The organism is Arthrobacter ulcerisalmonis, from assembly GCF_900609065.1.
In the GTDB taxonomy this organism is placed as follows: domain Bacteria; phylum Actinomycetota; class Actinomycetes; order Actinomycetales; family Micrococcaceae; genus Arthrobacter; species Arthrobacter ulcerisalmonis.
Genome location: NZ_UXAU01000040.1, coordinates 92739 through 108590, shown reverse-complemented (window position 1 = coordinate 108590; position 15852 = coordinate 92739). Strand labels below are relative to the sequence as shown.

At 64.3% G+C, this 15852-nt stretch carries 12 protein-coding genes and 2 tRNA genes; 4 read left to right on the top strand and 10 right to left on the bottom strand.

Annotated features, from left to right (window positions below):
• Positions 1 to 237: 237 nt before the first annotated feature.
• Entirely contained in the window at positions 238 to 1290 is a 1053-nt protein-coding gene (locus PSET11_RS15105; RefSeq protein ID WP_124093150.1) for an endonuclease/exonuclease/phosphatase family protein, read from the top strand.
• A 22-nt stretch (positions 1291 to 1312) separates the two neighbouring features.
• On the opposite strand, the gene PSET11_RS15100 is transcribed toward PSET11_RS15105, so the two are convergent.
• Entirely contained in the window at positions 1313 to 2065 is a 753-nt protein-coding gene (locus PSET11_RS15100) for an SDR family oxidoreductase (RefSeq protein ID WP_124093149.1), read from the bottom strand.
• A gap of 113 nt (positions 2066 to 2178) precedes the next feature.
• Between PSET11_RS15100 and valS the strand changes: the two genes are divergently transcribed.
• On the top strand, positions 2179 to 4797 hold the full coding sequence (gene valS / locus PSET11_RS15095) for a valine--tRNA ligase (protein WP_124093148.1): 2619 nt from the start codon (positions 2179 to 2181) through the stop codon (positions 4795 to 4797).
• A 329-nt stretch (positions 4798 to 5126) separates the two neighbouring features.
• Here the strand turns inward: valS and PSET11_RS15090 are convergent, their stop codons facing one another.
• From PSET11_RS15090 to PSET11_RS15065, 6 genes are all read right to left on the bottom strand, one after another.
• The gene (locus tag PSET11_RS15090) at positions 5127 to 5741 is read right to left on the bottom strand and encodes a mycothiol-dependent nitroreductase Rv2466c family protein (RefSeq protein ID WP_124093147.1); all 615 of its coding nucleotides are present in this window, start codon (positions 5739 to 5741) and stop codon (positions 5127 to 5129) included.
• 65 nt (positions 5742 to 5806) lie between these two features.
• The gene (clpX, locus tag PSET11_RS15085) at positions 5807 to 7087 is read right to left on the bottom strand and encodes an ATP-dependent Clp protease ATP-binding subunit ClpX (RefSeq protein WP_124093146.1); all 1281 of its coding nucleotides are present in this window, start codon (positions 7085 to 7087) and stop codon (positions 5807 to 5809) included.
• Between the two features lie 177 nt (positions 7088 to 7264).
• Positions 7265 to 7924: an ATP-dependent Clp protease proteolytic subunit gene (locus tag PSET11_RS15080; protein WP_124093145.1), complete on the bottom strand. Its 660-nt coding sequence runs from the start codon at positions 7922 to 7924 to the stop codon at positions 7265 to 7267.
• A gap of 41 nt (positions 7925 to 7965) precedes the next feature.
• Positions 7966 to 8583: an ATP-dependent Clp protease proteolytic subunit gene (locus tag PSET11_RS15075; RefSeq protein WP_124093171.1), complete on the bottom strand. Its 618-nt coding sequence runs from the start codon at positions 8581 to 8583 to the stop codon at positions 7966 to 7968.
• Positions 8584 to 8815: 232 nt separating this feature from the next.
• A complete protein-coding gene (gene tig, locus PSET11_RS15070; protein WP_124093144.1) occupies positions 8816 to 10204 on the bottom strand; it encodes a trigger factor in 1389 nt (462 codons plus the stop codon).
• A gap of 81 nt (positions 10205 to 10285) precedes the next feature.
• A tRNA-Pro gene (locus PSET11_RS15065) sits at positions 10286 to 10360 on the bottom strand.
• Between the two features lie 139 nt (positions 10361 to 10499).
• On the opposite strand from PSET11_RS15065, the gene PSET11_RS15060 reads away from it, so the two are divergent.
• Positions 10500 to 10570: transfer RNA gene (locus tag PSET11_RS15060), tRNA-Gly, on the top strand.
• Between the two features lie 52 nt (positions 10571 to 10622).
• Here PSET11_RS15060 and PSET11_RS15055 read toward each other — a convergent pair.
• The 3 genes from PSET11_RS15055 to PSET11_RS15045 all read right to left on the bottom strand — a co-directional run bounded on the left by PSET11_RS15055 (position 10623) and on the right by PSET11_RS15045 (position 13161).
• Positions 10623 to 11576, bottom strand: coding sequence for an Fpg/Nei family DNA glycosylase (locus PSET11_RS15055; protein ID WP_124093143.1), 954 nt, complete (start codon positions 11574 to 11576; stop codon positions 10623 to 10625).
• The gene (locus tag PSET11_RS15050; RefSeq protein ID WP_124093142.1) at positions 11576 to 12070 is read right to left on the bottom strand and encodes a ribose-5-phosphate isomerase; all 495 of its coding nucleotides are present in this window, start codon (positions 12068 to 12070) and stop codon (positions 11576 to 11578) included. Before PSET11_RS15050 ends, PSET11_RS15055 begins: the two co-directional genes overlap by 1 nt.
• Before the next feature lie 77 nt (positions 12071 to 12147).
• Positions 12148 to 13161 (bottom strand): hypothetical protein, encoded by a 1014-nt coding sequence (locus PSET11_RS15045; RefSeq protein ID WP_124093141.1) that lies wholly within the window; start codon positions 13159 to 13161, stop codon positions 12148 to 12150.
• 133 nt (positions 13162 to 13294) lie between these two features.
• Between PSET11_RS15045 and pepN the strand changes: the two genes are divergently transcribed.
• On the top strand, positions 13295 to 15847 hold the full coding sequence (gene pepN, locus PSET11_RS15040; RefSeq protein ID WP_124093170.1) for an aminopeptidase N: 2553 nt from the start codon (positions 13295 to 13297) through the stop codon (positions 15845 to 15847).
• Positions 15848 to 15852: the final 5 nt, after the last annotated feature.

Sequence of the window (15852 nt, the reverse complement as noted above, 5' to 3'; positions counted from 1 at the left end):
AATGCCGCCCGTCCCCGGAGGACGCTTCGGCAGTGGCCACTTCATGACTGCTATGACGGGCATACCCGTCCGGGTCTACTGGCCTGCCTTGCCGCGGGGGCAGGGAAGGTGTTCTTCCGGAAGCTCACCGGTGATTGCCGGGTCAACGCCAGTTCCCAGTCTACGCTGGCCCGGCGGCGGTTCGCCATTCTGGGCCCCGGTTCAGTCGAATCGGTCCCGGGATCGGATAATGAACGCATGCGCCGTCCCTCCCCCGACTCCCCGCCGGCACGCCATCCTTGGCGCCGGACGCTCTGGTGGTGGGCGTTGGCAACCACCCTGGCGCTGCCGGCGATCGTCCTGACGGTGCTGCGGATCCACGTCTGGGACGTGGGCACGCCATGGGTGCAACTCCTCTCGGGCTACCCGCTGACACTGCCGCTGACGGTCCTGGCACTGGTGGCAGCCCTGCTCGGCGCCAGGAGCGTACGACGTCGGTTGGGTCGGCCAGCTGCCGCCGTGGCGGTTCCGGTGGTGGTCCTGGCTGTCCTCCTCACCCAGGCGGTCATGCTCGCACCCCGGGTGATCCCCGTGCTGGGCACCCCGGCAGCAGCGAGCGCTGCAGCCGGCACCCCTGCCAGCCAACGAACGCTGACCGTGATGGCGCTCAATATTGGCAGCAAAGGGTGGGATGCTCCCGCCATCCTTGCCGCCGCACAGGAGAATCAGGTAGACCTGCTGGCGTTGCCGGAACTGGGCCCGCTCAGCCTCGAGGCGCTGGACGCCGCCGGGATCGATGCTGCTTTCCCGCACAAGGTGACCGACGTGAACTGGGAAGACATCGGCAGTGGCATGTTTTCCCGGTTGCCGCTGGTGTCAGGTGGCAAGGTGCCGGGGTCCGAGTTCAACCAAAGCACCGGCACCCTGGACCCCGGATCGAGCTCAGGCCCGCCGGTAAAGGTGACAGCCGTGCACATCGATTCGCCCCGCCCCGGCCACATCCCCCGCTGGCGAACCGAGCTGGCGTACTTCTCCCAGCCGGCGTCGGCAACCATCCTGCTGGGCGACTTTAACGCCACCGTCGACCACCCGGAGTTCCGTTCCATCCTCTCGGCAGGGTTTACCGATGCGGCACTGGCGACGGGAGGTGGGTTGCAGCCCACGTGGCCGGTCAACAGCTCGTTCCCCGCGTACACCACGCTGGACCACATCCTGGTGAGCTCCGACATCACCGTCCAGTCCTACCGAACGGTGCAACTGCCGGGAACTGACCATGCAGCGGTTGTTGCCGTGCTCCAGCTTCCCGGCTGACCGCGGGGGCCACGGCGCTACATCAGTTGCGAATCAACTTGTGGTTGGCGGGCTGGGCCAGGGGCCGGATGACAATCTGGTCCAGGTTCACGTGATGCGGGGCGGTGACGGCGTAGCGCAGCACGTCCGCCACGTCCTCGGCCGTCAGCGGATTGGCCACGCCCTGGTAGACCTTGGCGGCAGCGGCTGAGTCACCGAGTCGATTGAGCGCGAACTCTTCGGTGTGCACCAACCCTGGTGCCACCTCAATGACGCGGACGTTGTGTTCCGCTTCTTCGAGGCGAAGGGCATTGGTAAAGGCCCGCTCGGCGAACTTAGCGGCGTTGTAGCCTGCGCCGCCTTCGTAGGCCGTCAGTCCGGCGGTGGAGGTGACGTTCAGGACGGTGCCCTGACCTGATTCCCGCAGCATGGGCAGGAACGCCCTGGTAATTTTCATGGTGCCAATGACGTTGACCTGGAACATCCATTCCCACCCTTCGGTATCGGCCTCTGCAAACGTGTCGGCGCCGCGGGCGCCGCCCGCGACGTTGACAAGGGTGTCAATGCCACCGGCTTCGGTGACAGCCGCCAGTAGGCTGGACACGTCGCCGTCGGCCGTGATGTCTGCAGGAATCGCGACGGCGCCGGTCGCCTCGGCCAGCGCGGCGAGCCGATCTGCGCGGCGCGCCACGCCGAAGACAGTCCAGCCTTCCGCCCGGAGGGCTTTAACGGTAGCCTCACCGATTCCCGTGCTGGCGCCGGTTACTACTGCTGCTTTGTTCGCGTTCGAAGTCATGAAACCACCCTAACGGGGGCACCTGGCTGTGTGTCGTCGGATGAACGGGAACCAGAATCTGGCAGCAGCCGGCGACCGTCGAGAGCGCCGTCCGGGCATGAAACAATTGGCAGATGGCTGAAAACACTCAGGGTACAGACACGCCCTCCACCGCGCCCACGAACGTTCCCGACAAGCCGGCCCTCGAGGGCCTTGAAGCTGCCCTGACGCAGCGCTGGTTGAGCGAAGGCACCTACACGTTCAACCCCAACACCACCCGGGAGGACGTCTACTCGATCGACACTCCCCCGCCCACTGCATCCGGTTCGCTGCACGTGGGACACATGTTCTCCTACACGCAGACAGACGTGCTGGCCCGCTACCAGCGGATGACCGGCAAGAACGTCTTCTACCCCATGGGCTGGGATGACAACGGCCTGCCCACCGAACGCCGCGTCCAGAACTACTACGGCGTCCGCTGCGATCCCACCATCCCCTATAACCAGGGCTACCGGCCGCCGGCCGAGCCGGCCAAGAACCAGCGCGACTTCGATGTGGTCTCGCGCCGGAACTTCATTGAACTCTGCGAAGAGCTCGCGGTTGAAGACGAGAAGATCTTCGAGAACCTCTTCCAGACGCTGGGCCTGTCCGTGGACTGGAACCTGACGTACCGCACCATCGATGACACCTCCCGGGCCATCTCCCAGCGCGCCTTCCTGGCGAACCTGACCAACGGCGACGCCTACATGGCAGAGGCTCCCACGCTCTGGGACGTCACGTTCCGCACAGCAGTGGCGCAGGCCGAACTCGAGGACCGCGAGGTGGCCGGCGCCTACTACCGGTACCCGTTCTTCACCGAAGACGGCGAAAAGATTTTCATCGAGACCACCCGGCCCGAACTCCTGGCCGCGTGCGCCGCGCTGGTGGCGAACCCCGACGACGAGCGGTACCAGCCGCTGTTCGGCAAGAAGGTCACCTCACCCGTCTTCGGCGTCGAGGTTGAGGTCCGGCCGCACCCGCTGGCCAAGCCCGACAAGGGCTCAGGCATTGCCATGGTGTGCACGTTCGGTGACCTCACCGATGTGACCTGGTGGCGCGAACTGCAACTGCCCACCCGCGCCATTGTGGGCCGGGACGGCCGCATCATTGGCGACACCCCGGACTGGATCACCACTGCCTCAGGCCAGGAGGCGTACGCCAAGATTGCCGGCAAGACCGTCTTCAGCGCCAAGGAAGCAGTGGTGGAACTCCTCGCCGCGGAAGACCTCCTGGACGGCGAACCCAAGAAGATCATGCACCCGGTGAACTTCTTCGAAAAGGGTGACAAGCCCTTGGAAGTTGTCTCCTCGCGCCAGTGGTACCTCCGCAATGGTGGCCGCGACGCCGACCGCCGCGAGCGGTTGATCAGCCGCGGCCAGGACATCGACTTCCACCCCGCGTTCATGCGCTCCCGGTACGAGAACTGGATCTCCGGGCTCAACGGCGACTGGCTGGTCTCCCGTCAGCGGTTCTTCGGTGTGCCGATCCCGGTCTGGTACCCGCTGGACGCCGACGGCAACCCGAACTACGACGCACCGATCCTGCCTGCCGACCAGCAGCTTCCGGTGGACCCCGCCGCAGACGCGGCACCCGGCTACGAGGAAGCGCAGCGGAACATCCCCGGCGGCTTCATCGGCGACGCGGACGTGCTGGACACGTGGGCAACCTCGTCGCTGACCCCGCAGATTGTGGGTGGCTGGAGCCGGGACGAGGACCTGCTCGCCAAGGTCTACCCGTTCGACCTGCGGCCGCAGGGCCACGACATCATCAGGACCTGGCTGTTCTCCTCCGCCGTCCGCGCCGATGCCCTGTTGGATTCCGCTCCGTGGAAGCACGCCGCGATCTCTGGCTGGATCCTGGATCCAGACCGGAAGAAGATGTCCAAGTCCAAGGGCAACGTGGTGGTCCCCACAGACGTCCTGAACGAATACGGTTCGGACGCCGTCCGCTACTGGGCGGCCTCGGCCAAGCTCGGTGCGGACACGGCCTACGAAATTGCGCAGATGAAGATCGGCCGCCGCCTGGCCATCAAGCTGCTGAACGCGTCGAAGTTTGTGCTCAACTTGGGCGCCACCGAAAACTCCGTCCTTTCCAGTGACTTGGCGCCGTTGACCAATTCCTTGGACCGGGCAGTTCTGGCGCAGCTGGCGGAGGTGGTGGAGCAGTCCACCAAGGCCTTCGCCAACTACGACTACGCCCGTGCCCTGCAGATCACCGAGAGCTTCTTCTGGCAGTTCACCGACGACTATGTTGAGCTCATCAAGGACCGCGCCTATGGTGCCGCCGGCGAGGCCGAACAAGCCTCGGTGTTGGCCGCCCTGGCCACCACGCTCGATACCTTGCTGCGGCTCTTCGCCCCATTCTTGCCCTTCGCGACCGAAGAGGTCTGGAGCTGGTGGCGCACAGGATCGGTGCACCGCGCCGAATGGCCAACGGCCCTGGACGTTCCCGGCGGCGACACCGCCATGCTGGCCACCGTGGGGCTTGCCCTGAGCGGTGTCCGGAAGGCGAAGTCTGAGGCAAAGGTCAAGCAGCGCACCGAGGTCATCTCCGGCACCATCGCGGCGTCTGCTGCTTTGACCGCGCAGCTCGAGGCCGGCCTGTCCGATCTGAAGGCGGCTGCCAACGCCCGCGACATCGCCCTGGTGGTGGGCGACGGCGAACTCACCGTCAGCGACGTGGTGCTCGCCACCGAGGAGCCTGCGAAGGCCTGAGCACCAGTTTTTGGGCAAAGGGGAAGCCCCATCAGCGTTTCGCCGTTGGTGGGGCTTCGACTTTCGGCCATCTGGTGACGCTTTGATGGTCTGGCGGGATCCGCCGATATTCAGGTCTTCCTACCCCGTCACGGATAGCTCACATCTGACTGTGCCGGTGGCTGCGTCGGATGCATATCACTGAATCTTTGGCTCCTGCGTCTCACTTCTTTCGAAGTGGGTAGCAGCAATTCTTGTCCTGCACCACAACAAAAACAAGGGCCCAGCCAGAACTACACGAGTGTAGTTCCGGCCGGGTCCTTATGTGGTGGAAAGCCAGCAGGTGAGTGTCAGTCGAATTCGGGGCTTTCGGTCCGGCTGCGCTTGATTTCGAAGAAGTGCGGGTAGGAGGCCAGGGTGGTGGTGGCGTCCCACAGCGTGCCAGCCACCTCGCCGCGGGGGATGCGGGTCAGGACCGGGCCGAAGAATGCGGTTCCGTTGAAGGCCACCACGGGTGTGCCGACATCCTGGCCGACCAGCGAGATTCCTTCTTCGTGGCTGGCCCGGAGCTGGGCGTCGTGGGCGTCGGTATCGGCAGCTTCTGCAAGCTCGGCCGGCAGTCCCACGGTGGACAGTGCTTCCTTGATCACCACGGCGAAGTCCTTCTGGCCGCCGTCGTGAATCTGGGTGCCCATGGCGTCGTAGAGATCCTTGACCACGCCGGGTCCGTGGGCTTCCTTGGCCGCGGTGATGACCCGCACCATGCCCCACGCGTTGTCCATGAGTTCACGGTACTTGGGATCCAGGTCGCGGCCTTCGTTGAGGACGGCCAGGCTCATCACGTGCCATTCGGTGGTGATATCGCGGACGGACTCCACTTCACCGATCCAGCGGGAGGTCACCCAGGCGAAGGGGCAGAGCGGATCAAACCAGAAGTCGGCCTTGTTCGGGGCAGTTTCAGTCATGGGAGGGTCCTTCCGTGGGGAGGTTGCCGCCCAGCAGGCGGCAGTAGATCGGGGGGAAGATCAGATCAGGCAGACTTGCGGCGCTTGGTGACGTGCGGCACCAAGGTAGGCTCGGCGCCCTTGAGGACCACGTCCTCGGTGATCACCACGCTGGCCACGTCCTCGCGACTGGGCAGATCGAACATCACGGGCAGCAAGACTTCCTCCATGATCGCCCGCAGGCCACGGGCACCGGTGCCACGGTCCAGCGCCTGGTCCGCGATGGCGTCGAGTGCTGCGTCGTCGAAAACGAGCTCGGCACCGTCGATCTGGAACATTTTCTGGTACTGCTTGACTAGGGCGTTCTTCGGCGTGGAGAGAATCTGGATGAGCGCATCCCGGTCCAGATTGGACACGGTGGTGATGACGGGGAGCCGGCCGATGAACTCGGGGATCAAACCAAACTTGAGCAGATCCTCAGGCATCACCTCACCGTAGGAGTCCACCTTATTGCTGGCCTCGTTCAGCGGCGCACCAAACCCGATGCCCTTGCGTCCGGAGCGGGAACCGATGATTTCTTCAAGCCCCGCGAAAGCGCCAGCAACGATGAAGAGTACGTTGGTGGTGTCGATCTGGATGAATTCCTGGTGCGGGTGCTTGCGTCCGCCCTGAGGCGGAACGGAAGCGACAGTGCCTTCCAGGATCTTCAGCAGCGCCTGCTGCACACCTTCGCCAGAGACGTCACGGGTAATGGACGGGTTTTCGCTCTTGCGCGAGATCTTGTCGATCTCGTCAATGTAGATGATCCCCTGCTCAGCTTTCTTGACGTCATAGTCAGCGGCCTGGATGAGCTTGAGGAGTATGTTCTCGACGTCTTCGCCGACGTAGCCGGCCTCCGTGAGGGCTGTGGCATCCGCGACGGCGAACGGTACGTTGAGCCGGCGGGCGAGGGTCTGCGCCAGGTAGGTTTTGCCACAGCCGGTGGGCCCGATCAGAAGGATGTTCGACTTGGCGATCTCAACGTCGTCATGGTGTCCGCCCTCGGCGAGGGTGCCGGATTTGGTGGCGTGCCCGGACTGGATCCGCTTGTAATGGTTGTAGACGGCAACTGCGAGGGAGCGCTTGGCGGGTTCCTGGCCAATGACGTATTCCTGCAGGAAGTCGAAAATCTCGCGGGGCTTGGGGAGTTCAAAACTGCCAAGGTCAGCGACCTCAGCGAGTTCCTCTTCGATGATCTCGTTGCACAGTTCGATGCACTCATCGCAGATATAGACGCCGGGTCCGGCAATGAGCTTGCGGACCTGCTTCTGGCTCTTTCCGCAGAATGAGCACTTCAGCAGATCCGTGGTCTCGCCAATCCGAGCCATATGGAAACCCCTTTGAGTATCTTGCTGCCGGGCAGCCTTGCACCGGTGCTGGAACCATCATTGCGGCTGAGACCCACAATGACTCCTTCCACTTTAGGTCACATTCGGCCCCAAAGCGTGGAAGGCAAAGGCCGGTGGGCCACATGACGTGGCTCCACCGGCCTTGTTGGTGCGCTGCTAGCGGGCAATCGCCTGCGGCTTGATCTTGCGCGAGTCGAGTACCTGGTCGATCAGGCCGTAATCAAGGGCCTCGGCGGCGGTCAGGATCTTGTCCCGCTCAATGTCGTTGTTGACCTGCTCGGAGGTCCGGCCCGAATGGTGGGCCAGCGTGTCTTCGAGCCATGAACGCATCCGCATGACCTCGGCCGCCTGGATTTCCAGGTCGGAGGCCTGGCCACCCTGGCCACCGGACAATGCCGGCTGGTGGATGAGGACGCGGGCGTTAGGCAACGCCAGTCGCTTGCCCGGCGTTCCGGCGGCCAGCAGCACCGCAGCGGCACTGGCAGCCTGGCCCAGGCAGACGGTCTGGATTTCCGGCCGGATGTACTGCATGGTGTCGTAGATAGCCGTCATGGCCGTGAAGGAACCACCCGGGGAGTTGATGTACAGGGTGATGTCGCGGTCCGGGTCCGTCGACTCAAGGACCAGCAGCTGGGCCATGACGTCATCGGCGGAAGCGTCATCCACCTGGACACCGAGGAAGATGATGCGGTCCTCGAAGAGCTTGGTATACGGGTCCTGGCGCTTGAAGCCGTAAGGCGTGCGCTCCTCGAACTGGGGCAGGACGTAGCGGCTGGTCGGAAGGTTTCCGGCAGTCGAGCCGAAGTTGTAATTCATGATTCTGGGCTCCTGATCTGAAGTGTTCGTCGAATGCCGGGTTAGTTCTGGGCGGTGCTGCCGCTGGCGTTGGAGGTTCCGCCGCCGCCTGCAACGGCTCCAGCCTGGGCTGCGATCTTGTCGAAGAACCCGTAGGCGAGGGCTTCCTCTGCGGTGAACCACTTGTCGCGGTCGTTGTCGCGAAGGATGGTCTCCACCGTCTGGCCGGTCTGCTCTGCGGTCAGTTCGGCCATGACCTTCTTCATGTGCAGGATGAGCTCGGCCTGGATCTTGATGTCCGAGGCCGTTCCGCCGATGCCGCCTGACGGCTGGTGCATCAGGACTCGGGCGTTGGGAGTTGCGTAGCGCTTGCCCTTGGTGCCCGAGGACAGGAGGAACTGGCCCATGGATGCTGCCAGGCCGGTTGCCACGGTGACAACGTCGTTCGGGATGAACTGCATGGTGTCGTAGATGGCCATCCCGGCGGTGACCGAACCACCGGGCGAGTTGATGTAAAGGTAGATGTCCTTTTCCGGGTTCTCCGCGGAGAGGAGCAGCAGCTGGGAGCAGATGGCGTTGGCGTTATCGTCACGCACCTCCGAGCCCAACCAGATGATCCGCTCCTTGAGGAGCCGGTTGTAGATGTAGCTGTCCTGCGCTGCAGGATCGACAGTCGCCATCCGGGGTGTCTGTGGGTGCTGTGACATGTTTGCTTACCTCTCGCTGGTGACGGTGACATCACTGAAAATCACTACTTGGACACTAACCGCTTTCCGCAGTGAATTGTTCGCGCTTTGTGGGCTGTTCGCTGACGGCGCACGATCAGCGAAGGATCTGTGGCGTCGGCTGGAATTAACGCAGAACGGCTCCCAGATCAGTGATCCGGGAGCCGTTCTGGAATGCGTGTGGAGGCTAGGCCTTGGCCTCGGCCGCCTCGTCCTTTTCACCCTCGGCAGCCTCAACAGCCTCAGCCTCGGGGGCTTCAGCAGCGGCTTCAGCTTCTGCCTCACCTGCGGGGCGGACAAAGTCGCTGAGGTCAACGGCGTTGCCGTTGGCGTCGGTCACGGTGGCCTGGCCCAGGACAACTGCCAGGGCCTTGCGACGGCGAACCTCGGAAACCATCATGGGAACCTGGCCGCTCTGGTCGATGAGCTGCGCGAACTGGTTCGGGTCCATGCCGTACTGGCTTGCGGAGGAAACGATGTAGTCGATCAGCTCGCTCTGACTGACGTCTACTTCTTCCTTCTCGGCAATGGCGTCGAGGATGATCTCGTTCTGGAAAGCGCGGGCAGTGTTGACGCGGATTTCTTCGCGGTGCTCTTCGGTGTCGTGCTCGCCGGCGCCGTGGCCGTTGCCTTCCTTGAAGTGTGCTTCCAGCTGCTCTTCAACGATGGAATCCGGAACAGGAACCTCTACCAGCTCAACGAGCTTGTCCAGGACCTTGTCGCGGGCTTCGACGCCCTGCTCGACAACCTTGGACTCAGCAGCCTGCTTGGCGAGGTCCTCGCGCAGTTCGGCAAGGGTGTCGAACTCGGAAGCCAGCTGGGCGAAGTCGTCGTTGGCCTCGGGAAGCTCGCGCTCCTTGACGGCGGTGACGACAACCTTGACCTGTGCGGCTTCGCCGGCGTGGTCGCCACCCACCAGGGTGGTGTTGAAGATGGCGTCTTCGTCGGCGCTGAGGCCGGTGACGGCTTCGTCCATGCCTTCAAGCATGGTGCCGGCGCCCACCTGGTAGGACAGACCAGCGGCGGTGTCGACTTCTTCGCCGTCAATGGAGGCGGTGATGTCGATGGTGAGGAAGTCGGCGTCGGCGGCCGGACGGTCAACGGAGACCAGAGTGCCGAAACGGCCACGCAGTTCGTCAAGCGCCTTGTCCACGTCTTCGTCGGAAGACTCTGCAGCAGCAACCTCAACGGCAATGCCTGCGTACTCGGGCAGTTCAACCTCGGGACGGACGTCAACCTCCGCGGCGAACTTCAAGACACCGTCAGTGGAAGACGGGTCCGGAACCTCGGTGATTTCAACCTCGGGACGGCTCAGCGGGCGGATGCCGGATTCCTGCACAGCAGCCTGGTACCAGTTGTTGAGGCCGTCGTTGATGGCGGTCTCCAGAACGTAGCCGCGGCCAACGCGCTGGTCGATGAGCTTGGCGGGAACCTTGCCCTTACGGAAACCAGGGACCTGGATCTGCGAAGCGACGGTCTTGTAGGCCGAGTCGATGCTGGGCTTCAGTTCCTCAAACGGAACCTCAACATTGAGCTTGACCCGCGTGGGGGTGAGGTTCTCGACAGCGCTCTTCACGGTCTAGTACTCCTGGGATTAGGGATTGATTTCTACACAACAGCAATATTCTGTCCAGACCGTGCGGTCCTGGCGCCAGAGTCGGGGTGACAGGATTTGAACCTGCGACTTCCTGCTCCCAAAGCAGGTGCTCTAGCCAAGCTGAGCTACACCCCGTAAGTGCACGAACGAGTCTACGGTGATAATCGCCAACTTTGCACATTTGACACGTGGGCACCCCATTGGGTTTAGTTGTACCCGGCTTGAACAGCCAGCCCGAAGAAGTCACCTGCCAGAACGGCAGCAACTTTTTTCCGGGGACGTAGCTTAATGGTAAAGCCTCAGTCTTCCAAACTGATTACGCGGGTTCGATTCCCGTCGTCCCCTCAAACAGAAAAAGGCCCCTCAGATGAGGGGCCTTTTTCGCGTCTGTCCCCGGTTAAGCTGCCTGGCAGCCAGGGCACCAGTAGAGCTTCCGGCCCACAAGTTCGGCCAGCAGGATGACTGTTCCGCAGACCCTACACGGGAGACCTTCACGCTTATAGACGTAGTGCGCGTCGGCCCGGACGGGAATGGCGGCGGACTTCTTGGGCAGGGAGGTGCTGCCGTCAGCGTTCTTGATCCGGCCAGTCTTTCCATTGCGCCGGGTCCAATACTTGGCCGGCGTGGTGATGATCTTGCCGTCAACCACGCCGTCGTTCATGAGGCCCACCAGATCGCGCCACAGCGCCCGCGCGGTGGATTCAGCGATGGCACTACCGGGCAGGTAGGGGTGAATTCGTCGCCGGAACAAGACTTCGGCGCGGTACACGTTGCCCACGCCGGCAATGATTTTCTGGTCCATGAGCAGCGCGGCAATGGAGGGTTTGCGGCCGGCAAGGTTGGCCACGAAGCGGCCTGCATCGCCACGAAGATTCCGGAGCGGATCGGGCCCCAGCCTGGCCAACACCGCGTTTACCTCGGCCTCTGTGATCGCCTCGCAGGTGGTCGCCCCGCGGAGGTCAGCCCAGCCATGGTCGCCGACCAGGCGGACCCGAACGGCACCCACGGGAACCGGCGCGCCTGCGTACGGCAGGCCGTCGTCGTGCGCGGCAGCCGTTTCCTGCTCCCCCACCCGGCGCGGGGCACCAATGCTGGAGGCACCGGCGAAGGTACTGTCGCCGCCAAAGCTCCAGGCGCCGTAAAGCCCCAGGTGGACGTGCAGCACCACGGCGTTCTCGAAGTGCAGGAAGAGATGCTTTCCGTGCGCTTCGGCCGCCACGAGCCGGTGCCCGTCCAGGAGTGCAGCGCCGGAACTGAACCGGCCCTGCGGGCTGGCCACCGAGAGCACCTGGCCAGCGAAAACGTCGCCGAATTGCCGTGCCAGGCGCCGGACGGAGTGGCCTTCAGGCACTAGGCAACAACCTCGCCGGTGGCCTCGTAGGCTGCGATCTTGCCGATCCGGCGCACGTGCCGTTCGTCGTTGCTGAAGGGTTCGGCGAGGAATGCCTCGATCAGGCCGGTGGCTTCCTCAACGGTGTGCTGGCGGCCGCCGACGGCAATAACGTTGGCGTCGTTGTGCTCGCGTGCCAGGGTGGCGGTGGAGTGGTTCCAGGCCAGGGCCGCCCGGACGCCCTTGACCTTGTTGGCGGCGATCTGCTCGCCATTGCCTGATCCGCCCAGCACGATTCCGAGGGCGTGGACGCCGGCCTGCTGGTCCGCGACGACGGCGAGGGCTGCGTTGATGCAGAAGGAGGGGTAGTCATCGAGGGCGTCGTACTCTGCCGGCCCGTGATCCACCACGTCGTAGCCCTTCGCGGTGAGGTACTGGACCAGGTGGGCGCTGAGTTCCATGCCTGCGTGGTCGGTGGCGATGTGGACCCGCGGGAAGGCAGGAGTTGAAGTCACGAGCTTGAGTCCGTTCGGTTGTGGGGGCGCCGGTGCCGGTCATTCGGGGAGCGCTGGGGGCAACAACGTCAAGAATACTAGGCTGCCGGCTGCCCGTCCGGTGATGTGTCGCCGCGCCGGGCCCGCTGGGCAACGCGGGTGAGGACTTCCGCGAGCAAGGCTGCTGAAGCCTCGTTGCCGCCGCTGACTGCGAGGCGCCTGCCGTCGGTTTGGCGAACGACGACGGCGGGACCGCTGGCGACGAGCATGGCCGCGGTGTCGCCGTGGTGCCGGTAGCCCCACCCGCCATAGTCGGCGGCCTTCACCTCTGCCGCGTCCGCAGTGGAGATAGCTGCCGCGGGGATGTTCATGACGGGGAGCAGGCCTGCGATCCGGACCTGGAGCCCGGTTCGGTTGGCGGTGACCCGGGCGAACAGGAGTGCTGCGCCCAGCACGGCCAAGACGGCGAGCAGGGCCGCCAGCAGGGGCAACACGGGGACGAGCAACGCTGCGGGGAAGAGGAACGCGATGCCGATCATCACCAAGACCGAACTGCGGGCGTGGACCCATAGCCGGACGTTGTCCCTGGCCAGGTCCGGGTCCAAGGCGTGGGCGATCGATGCCTGCAGGGCCAAGTCATCGTCCGGGGACCATTGCTGGTCGGCCTTGTAGACGCATGCCATCACCACCCCGAGCGCCACTGCGGCGCCACTGCCTGCCGCCAGCACGGTCAGGTCAACGTGCGAGTCACGGGCATCAGGAACGCCGGCCTGGCCTACCAGCCCGGCTGTCAGCACGGTGGTGACAAAGAGGGCCAGGAACAGGCCTGTTCCCATCATGAGTCGGCGCATCAGCACGGGCCGGCCCAGGGGCACCGCCTGGAGGAGTACCAGCCACCCCGCCACGGTGATGAGGGCTGCGCCCACCCCCACATAGGCGGCGAACGACGCGAAGGCGGCTCCGCCGTCGTCCGTCCACTGGATGGCGAGCGGTGCGGGGAGGTCCGGGCCGAGCAGGAAGGCGGAGAGGACGAACGCCGCAGCCAGCACCAGCGGGAAGCCGAGGGCGAAGCGCAACGCCCGCACGTCAACGGTGTCCCGAATCTTTCGCATGCCTCCACGCTACTCCCGCAGCATGTGTTGGCAGGTCCTGCCAACCAGCAGTGGCAGTGCAAGAATGAGCAGTGCCAACGCTGGCCACCGCCGGCGGCATCCCGACTTCTCTGGAGGACCCACCTTGCCAGGCATGAACCTGACCCGCGCTGAAGCCCGCGGGCGCGCTGAACTACTCACCGTCGATTCGTACGCAGTCGCCCTGGACCTGACCCGGGGCAGTGACGTTTTCGGCAGTACCACCACCGTGACGTTCAACGCTGTGGCGGGATCGTCAACGTTCATTGATGCGGTCACCGCCGCGGTGCACAGCGTGACCCTGAACGGTGTTGAGCTGGACCCGGCCGCCGTTTCGGACGGTATTCGGATCCAGCTGCCGGACTTGGCTGAGCAGAACGAGCTGACCATCGTGGCGGACGCTCCGTACATGAATACGGGCGAGGGCCTGCACCGCTTCGTGGACCCGGTGGACGGCGAGGCGTACCTGTACACCCAGTTCGAGGTGCCAGATTCACGCCGCATGTTTGCCGTCTTCGAACAGCCTGACCTGAAGGCCACTTTTGCGTTCACGGTCACGGCGCCCTCGCACTGGGACCTGATCTCCAACTCCCCCACCCCGGAACCCGTCACTGTGGCGCCGGGGCCCGACGGCGGTGCCCGCTCCGTCTGGACGTTTACTCCCACCCCGCGTCTGTCCTCCTACGTCACCGCCCTCATTGCCGGCCCGTACCAGTCGGTGCGCAGCGAGGTGACCAGCTCGGATGGCCGGGTGGTGCCGTTGGGCGTGTTTGCCCGCAAGTCCCTGATGCAGTATCTCGACGCAGACAACATCTTTGAGCTCACCCGGCAGGGTTTCGAGTTCTTCGAAGCCCAGTTTGGCTGCCCGTACCCGTTCGAAAAGTACGATCAGCTGTTTGTGCCGGAGTTCAACGCGGGCGCCATGGAAAACGCCGGCGCCGTCACCATCCTTGAGGGCTACGTGTTCCGTGGGAAGGTCACCGGCGCCCAGGTGGAGCGCCGCGCCATCACCGTGCTGCACGAACTGGCGCACATGTGGTTTGGCGATCTGGTCACCATGCGGTGGTGGAACGACCTGTGGCTCAACGAGTCCTTTGCCGAATACATGTCCCACCTTGCCGCCGTCGAAAATACCTCGTTCACCAGCGCCTGGACCACCTTCGCGGCCGTGGAGAAGTCGTGGGCGTACCGGCAGGACCAACTGCCCACCACGCACCCGATCTTCGCCGAAATCAACGACCTGCAGGATGTTGAGGTGAACTTCGATGGCATCACCTACGCCAAGGGCGCCTCGGTGCTGCGACAGTTGGTGGCCTGGGTGGGTCCCGAGGAGTTCATGTCCGGCGTGCGCGAATACTTCGCCAAGCACTCCTGGCAGAACACCGAGCTCAATGACCTCATGGTGGAACTGGAGAAGGCCAGCGGCCGCGACCTGGACCAGTGGGGCAAATTGTGGCTCGAGACCGCTGGCGTCAACACCCTGACGCCCGACGTTGAGGTGGACGACGACGGTACGCTCACCTCGTTCGCGATCATGCAGACCGCCGTGGCCGAATGGCCCACCATCCGCCCGCACCGGCTGGCGGTGGGCTTCTACAACCTCACCGACGCCGGCACGCTGGAGCGGGTGCACCGGGAAGAGCTGGACGTGGACGGCGAGCGCACGGAAGTGCCCGCCCTGGTGGGGTTGGCGCGCCCAGATCTGATCCTGGTGAACGACGACGACCTCGCCTACGCCAAGGTACGGCTGGATCCGGCGTCGCTCACCACGGCGACGGCGCACCTGAAGGACTTCGCGGAAAGCCTGCCCCGGACCTTGGTCTGGAACTCGGCATGGGATGGCGCGCGCGACGGCGAAACTCCTGCCCGGCAGTACGTCCAGTTGATCCTGGCCAACGTTGCCGCGGAGACGGATTCCTCCGTGATCCTGGTGCAGTTGCGCCAGCTGGCCACCACGCTGAGCTTCTACGTGACCGAGGAACACCGGGAAGCCACCACCCTCGCTGCTGCGGACACGCTCTGGACCCTGGCCGGCAGCGTCCCTGCCGGTTCCGACGCCCAGTTGCAGTTCATCAAGTCCTTCGCGCTGCTGGCCGGCAACGACACCCAGCTCGATACCGTAGCCGGGTTGTTGGACGGGTCAGTGGAACTTTCCGGGCTGGCCATTGAGCAGGACCTGCGGTGGGAACTGCTGACTTCACTGGTAGCTGGCGGCCGGGTGGGTCAGGAAGGCATCGATGCTGAACTGCTGCGCGACAACACCGCCAGCGGCCAAAACGCGGCGTCGCTCGCGAGCGCCGCAATTCCGACCGCCGCGGCGAAGGCAGCAGCGTGGGAAGCCATTGTGGTTAAGGGCGAACTGTCCAACGCCCTGCAGGGTTCGGCAGTGGCCGGGTTCATGCGGGTCCGGGACCGGTCTCTGTTGGCTCCGTACGCCGAGAAGTACTTCGCGGCGGTACCGGCGATCGTCGCCAACCGGACTCATGCGTTGGCTTCGCAGATTGTGGTGGGGCTCTACCCTGCGCTGCTGACCAGCCAAGCTACCGTTGATCAGACGGATGCCTTCCTGGCTGCGTTGCCGGCCGAGAGCGCTGCACTGCGTCGCATGATGCTGGAAAACCGGGACGGCGTGGCCAGGGCGCTGCGCGCCCGGGCAGCTGACGCGTAAGCACC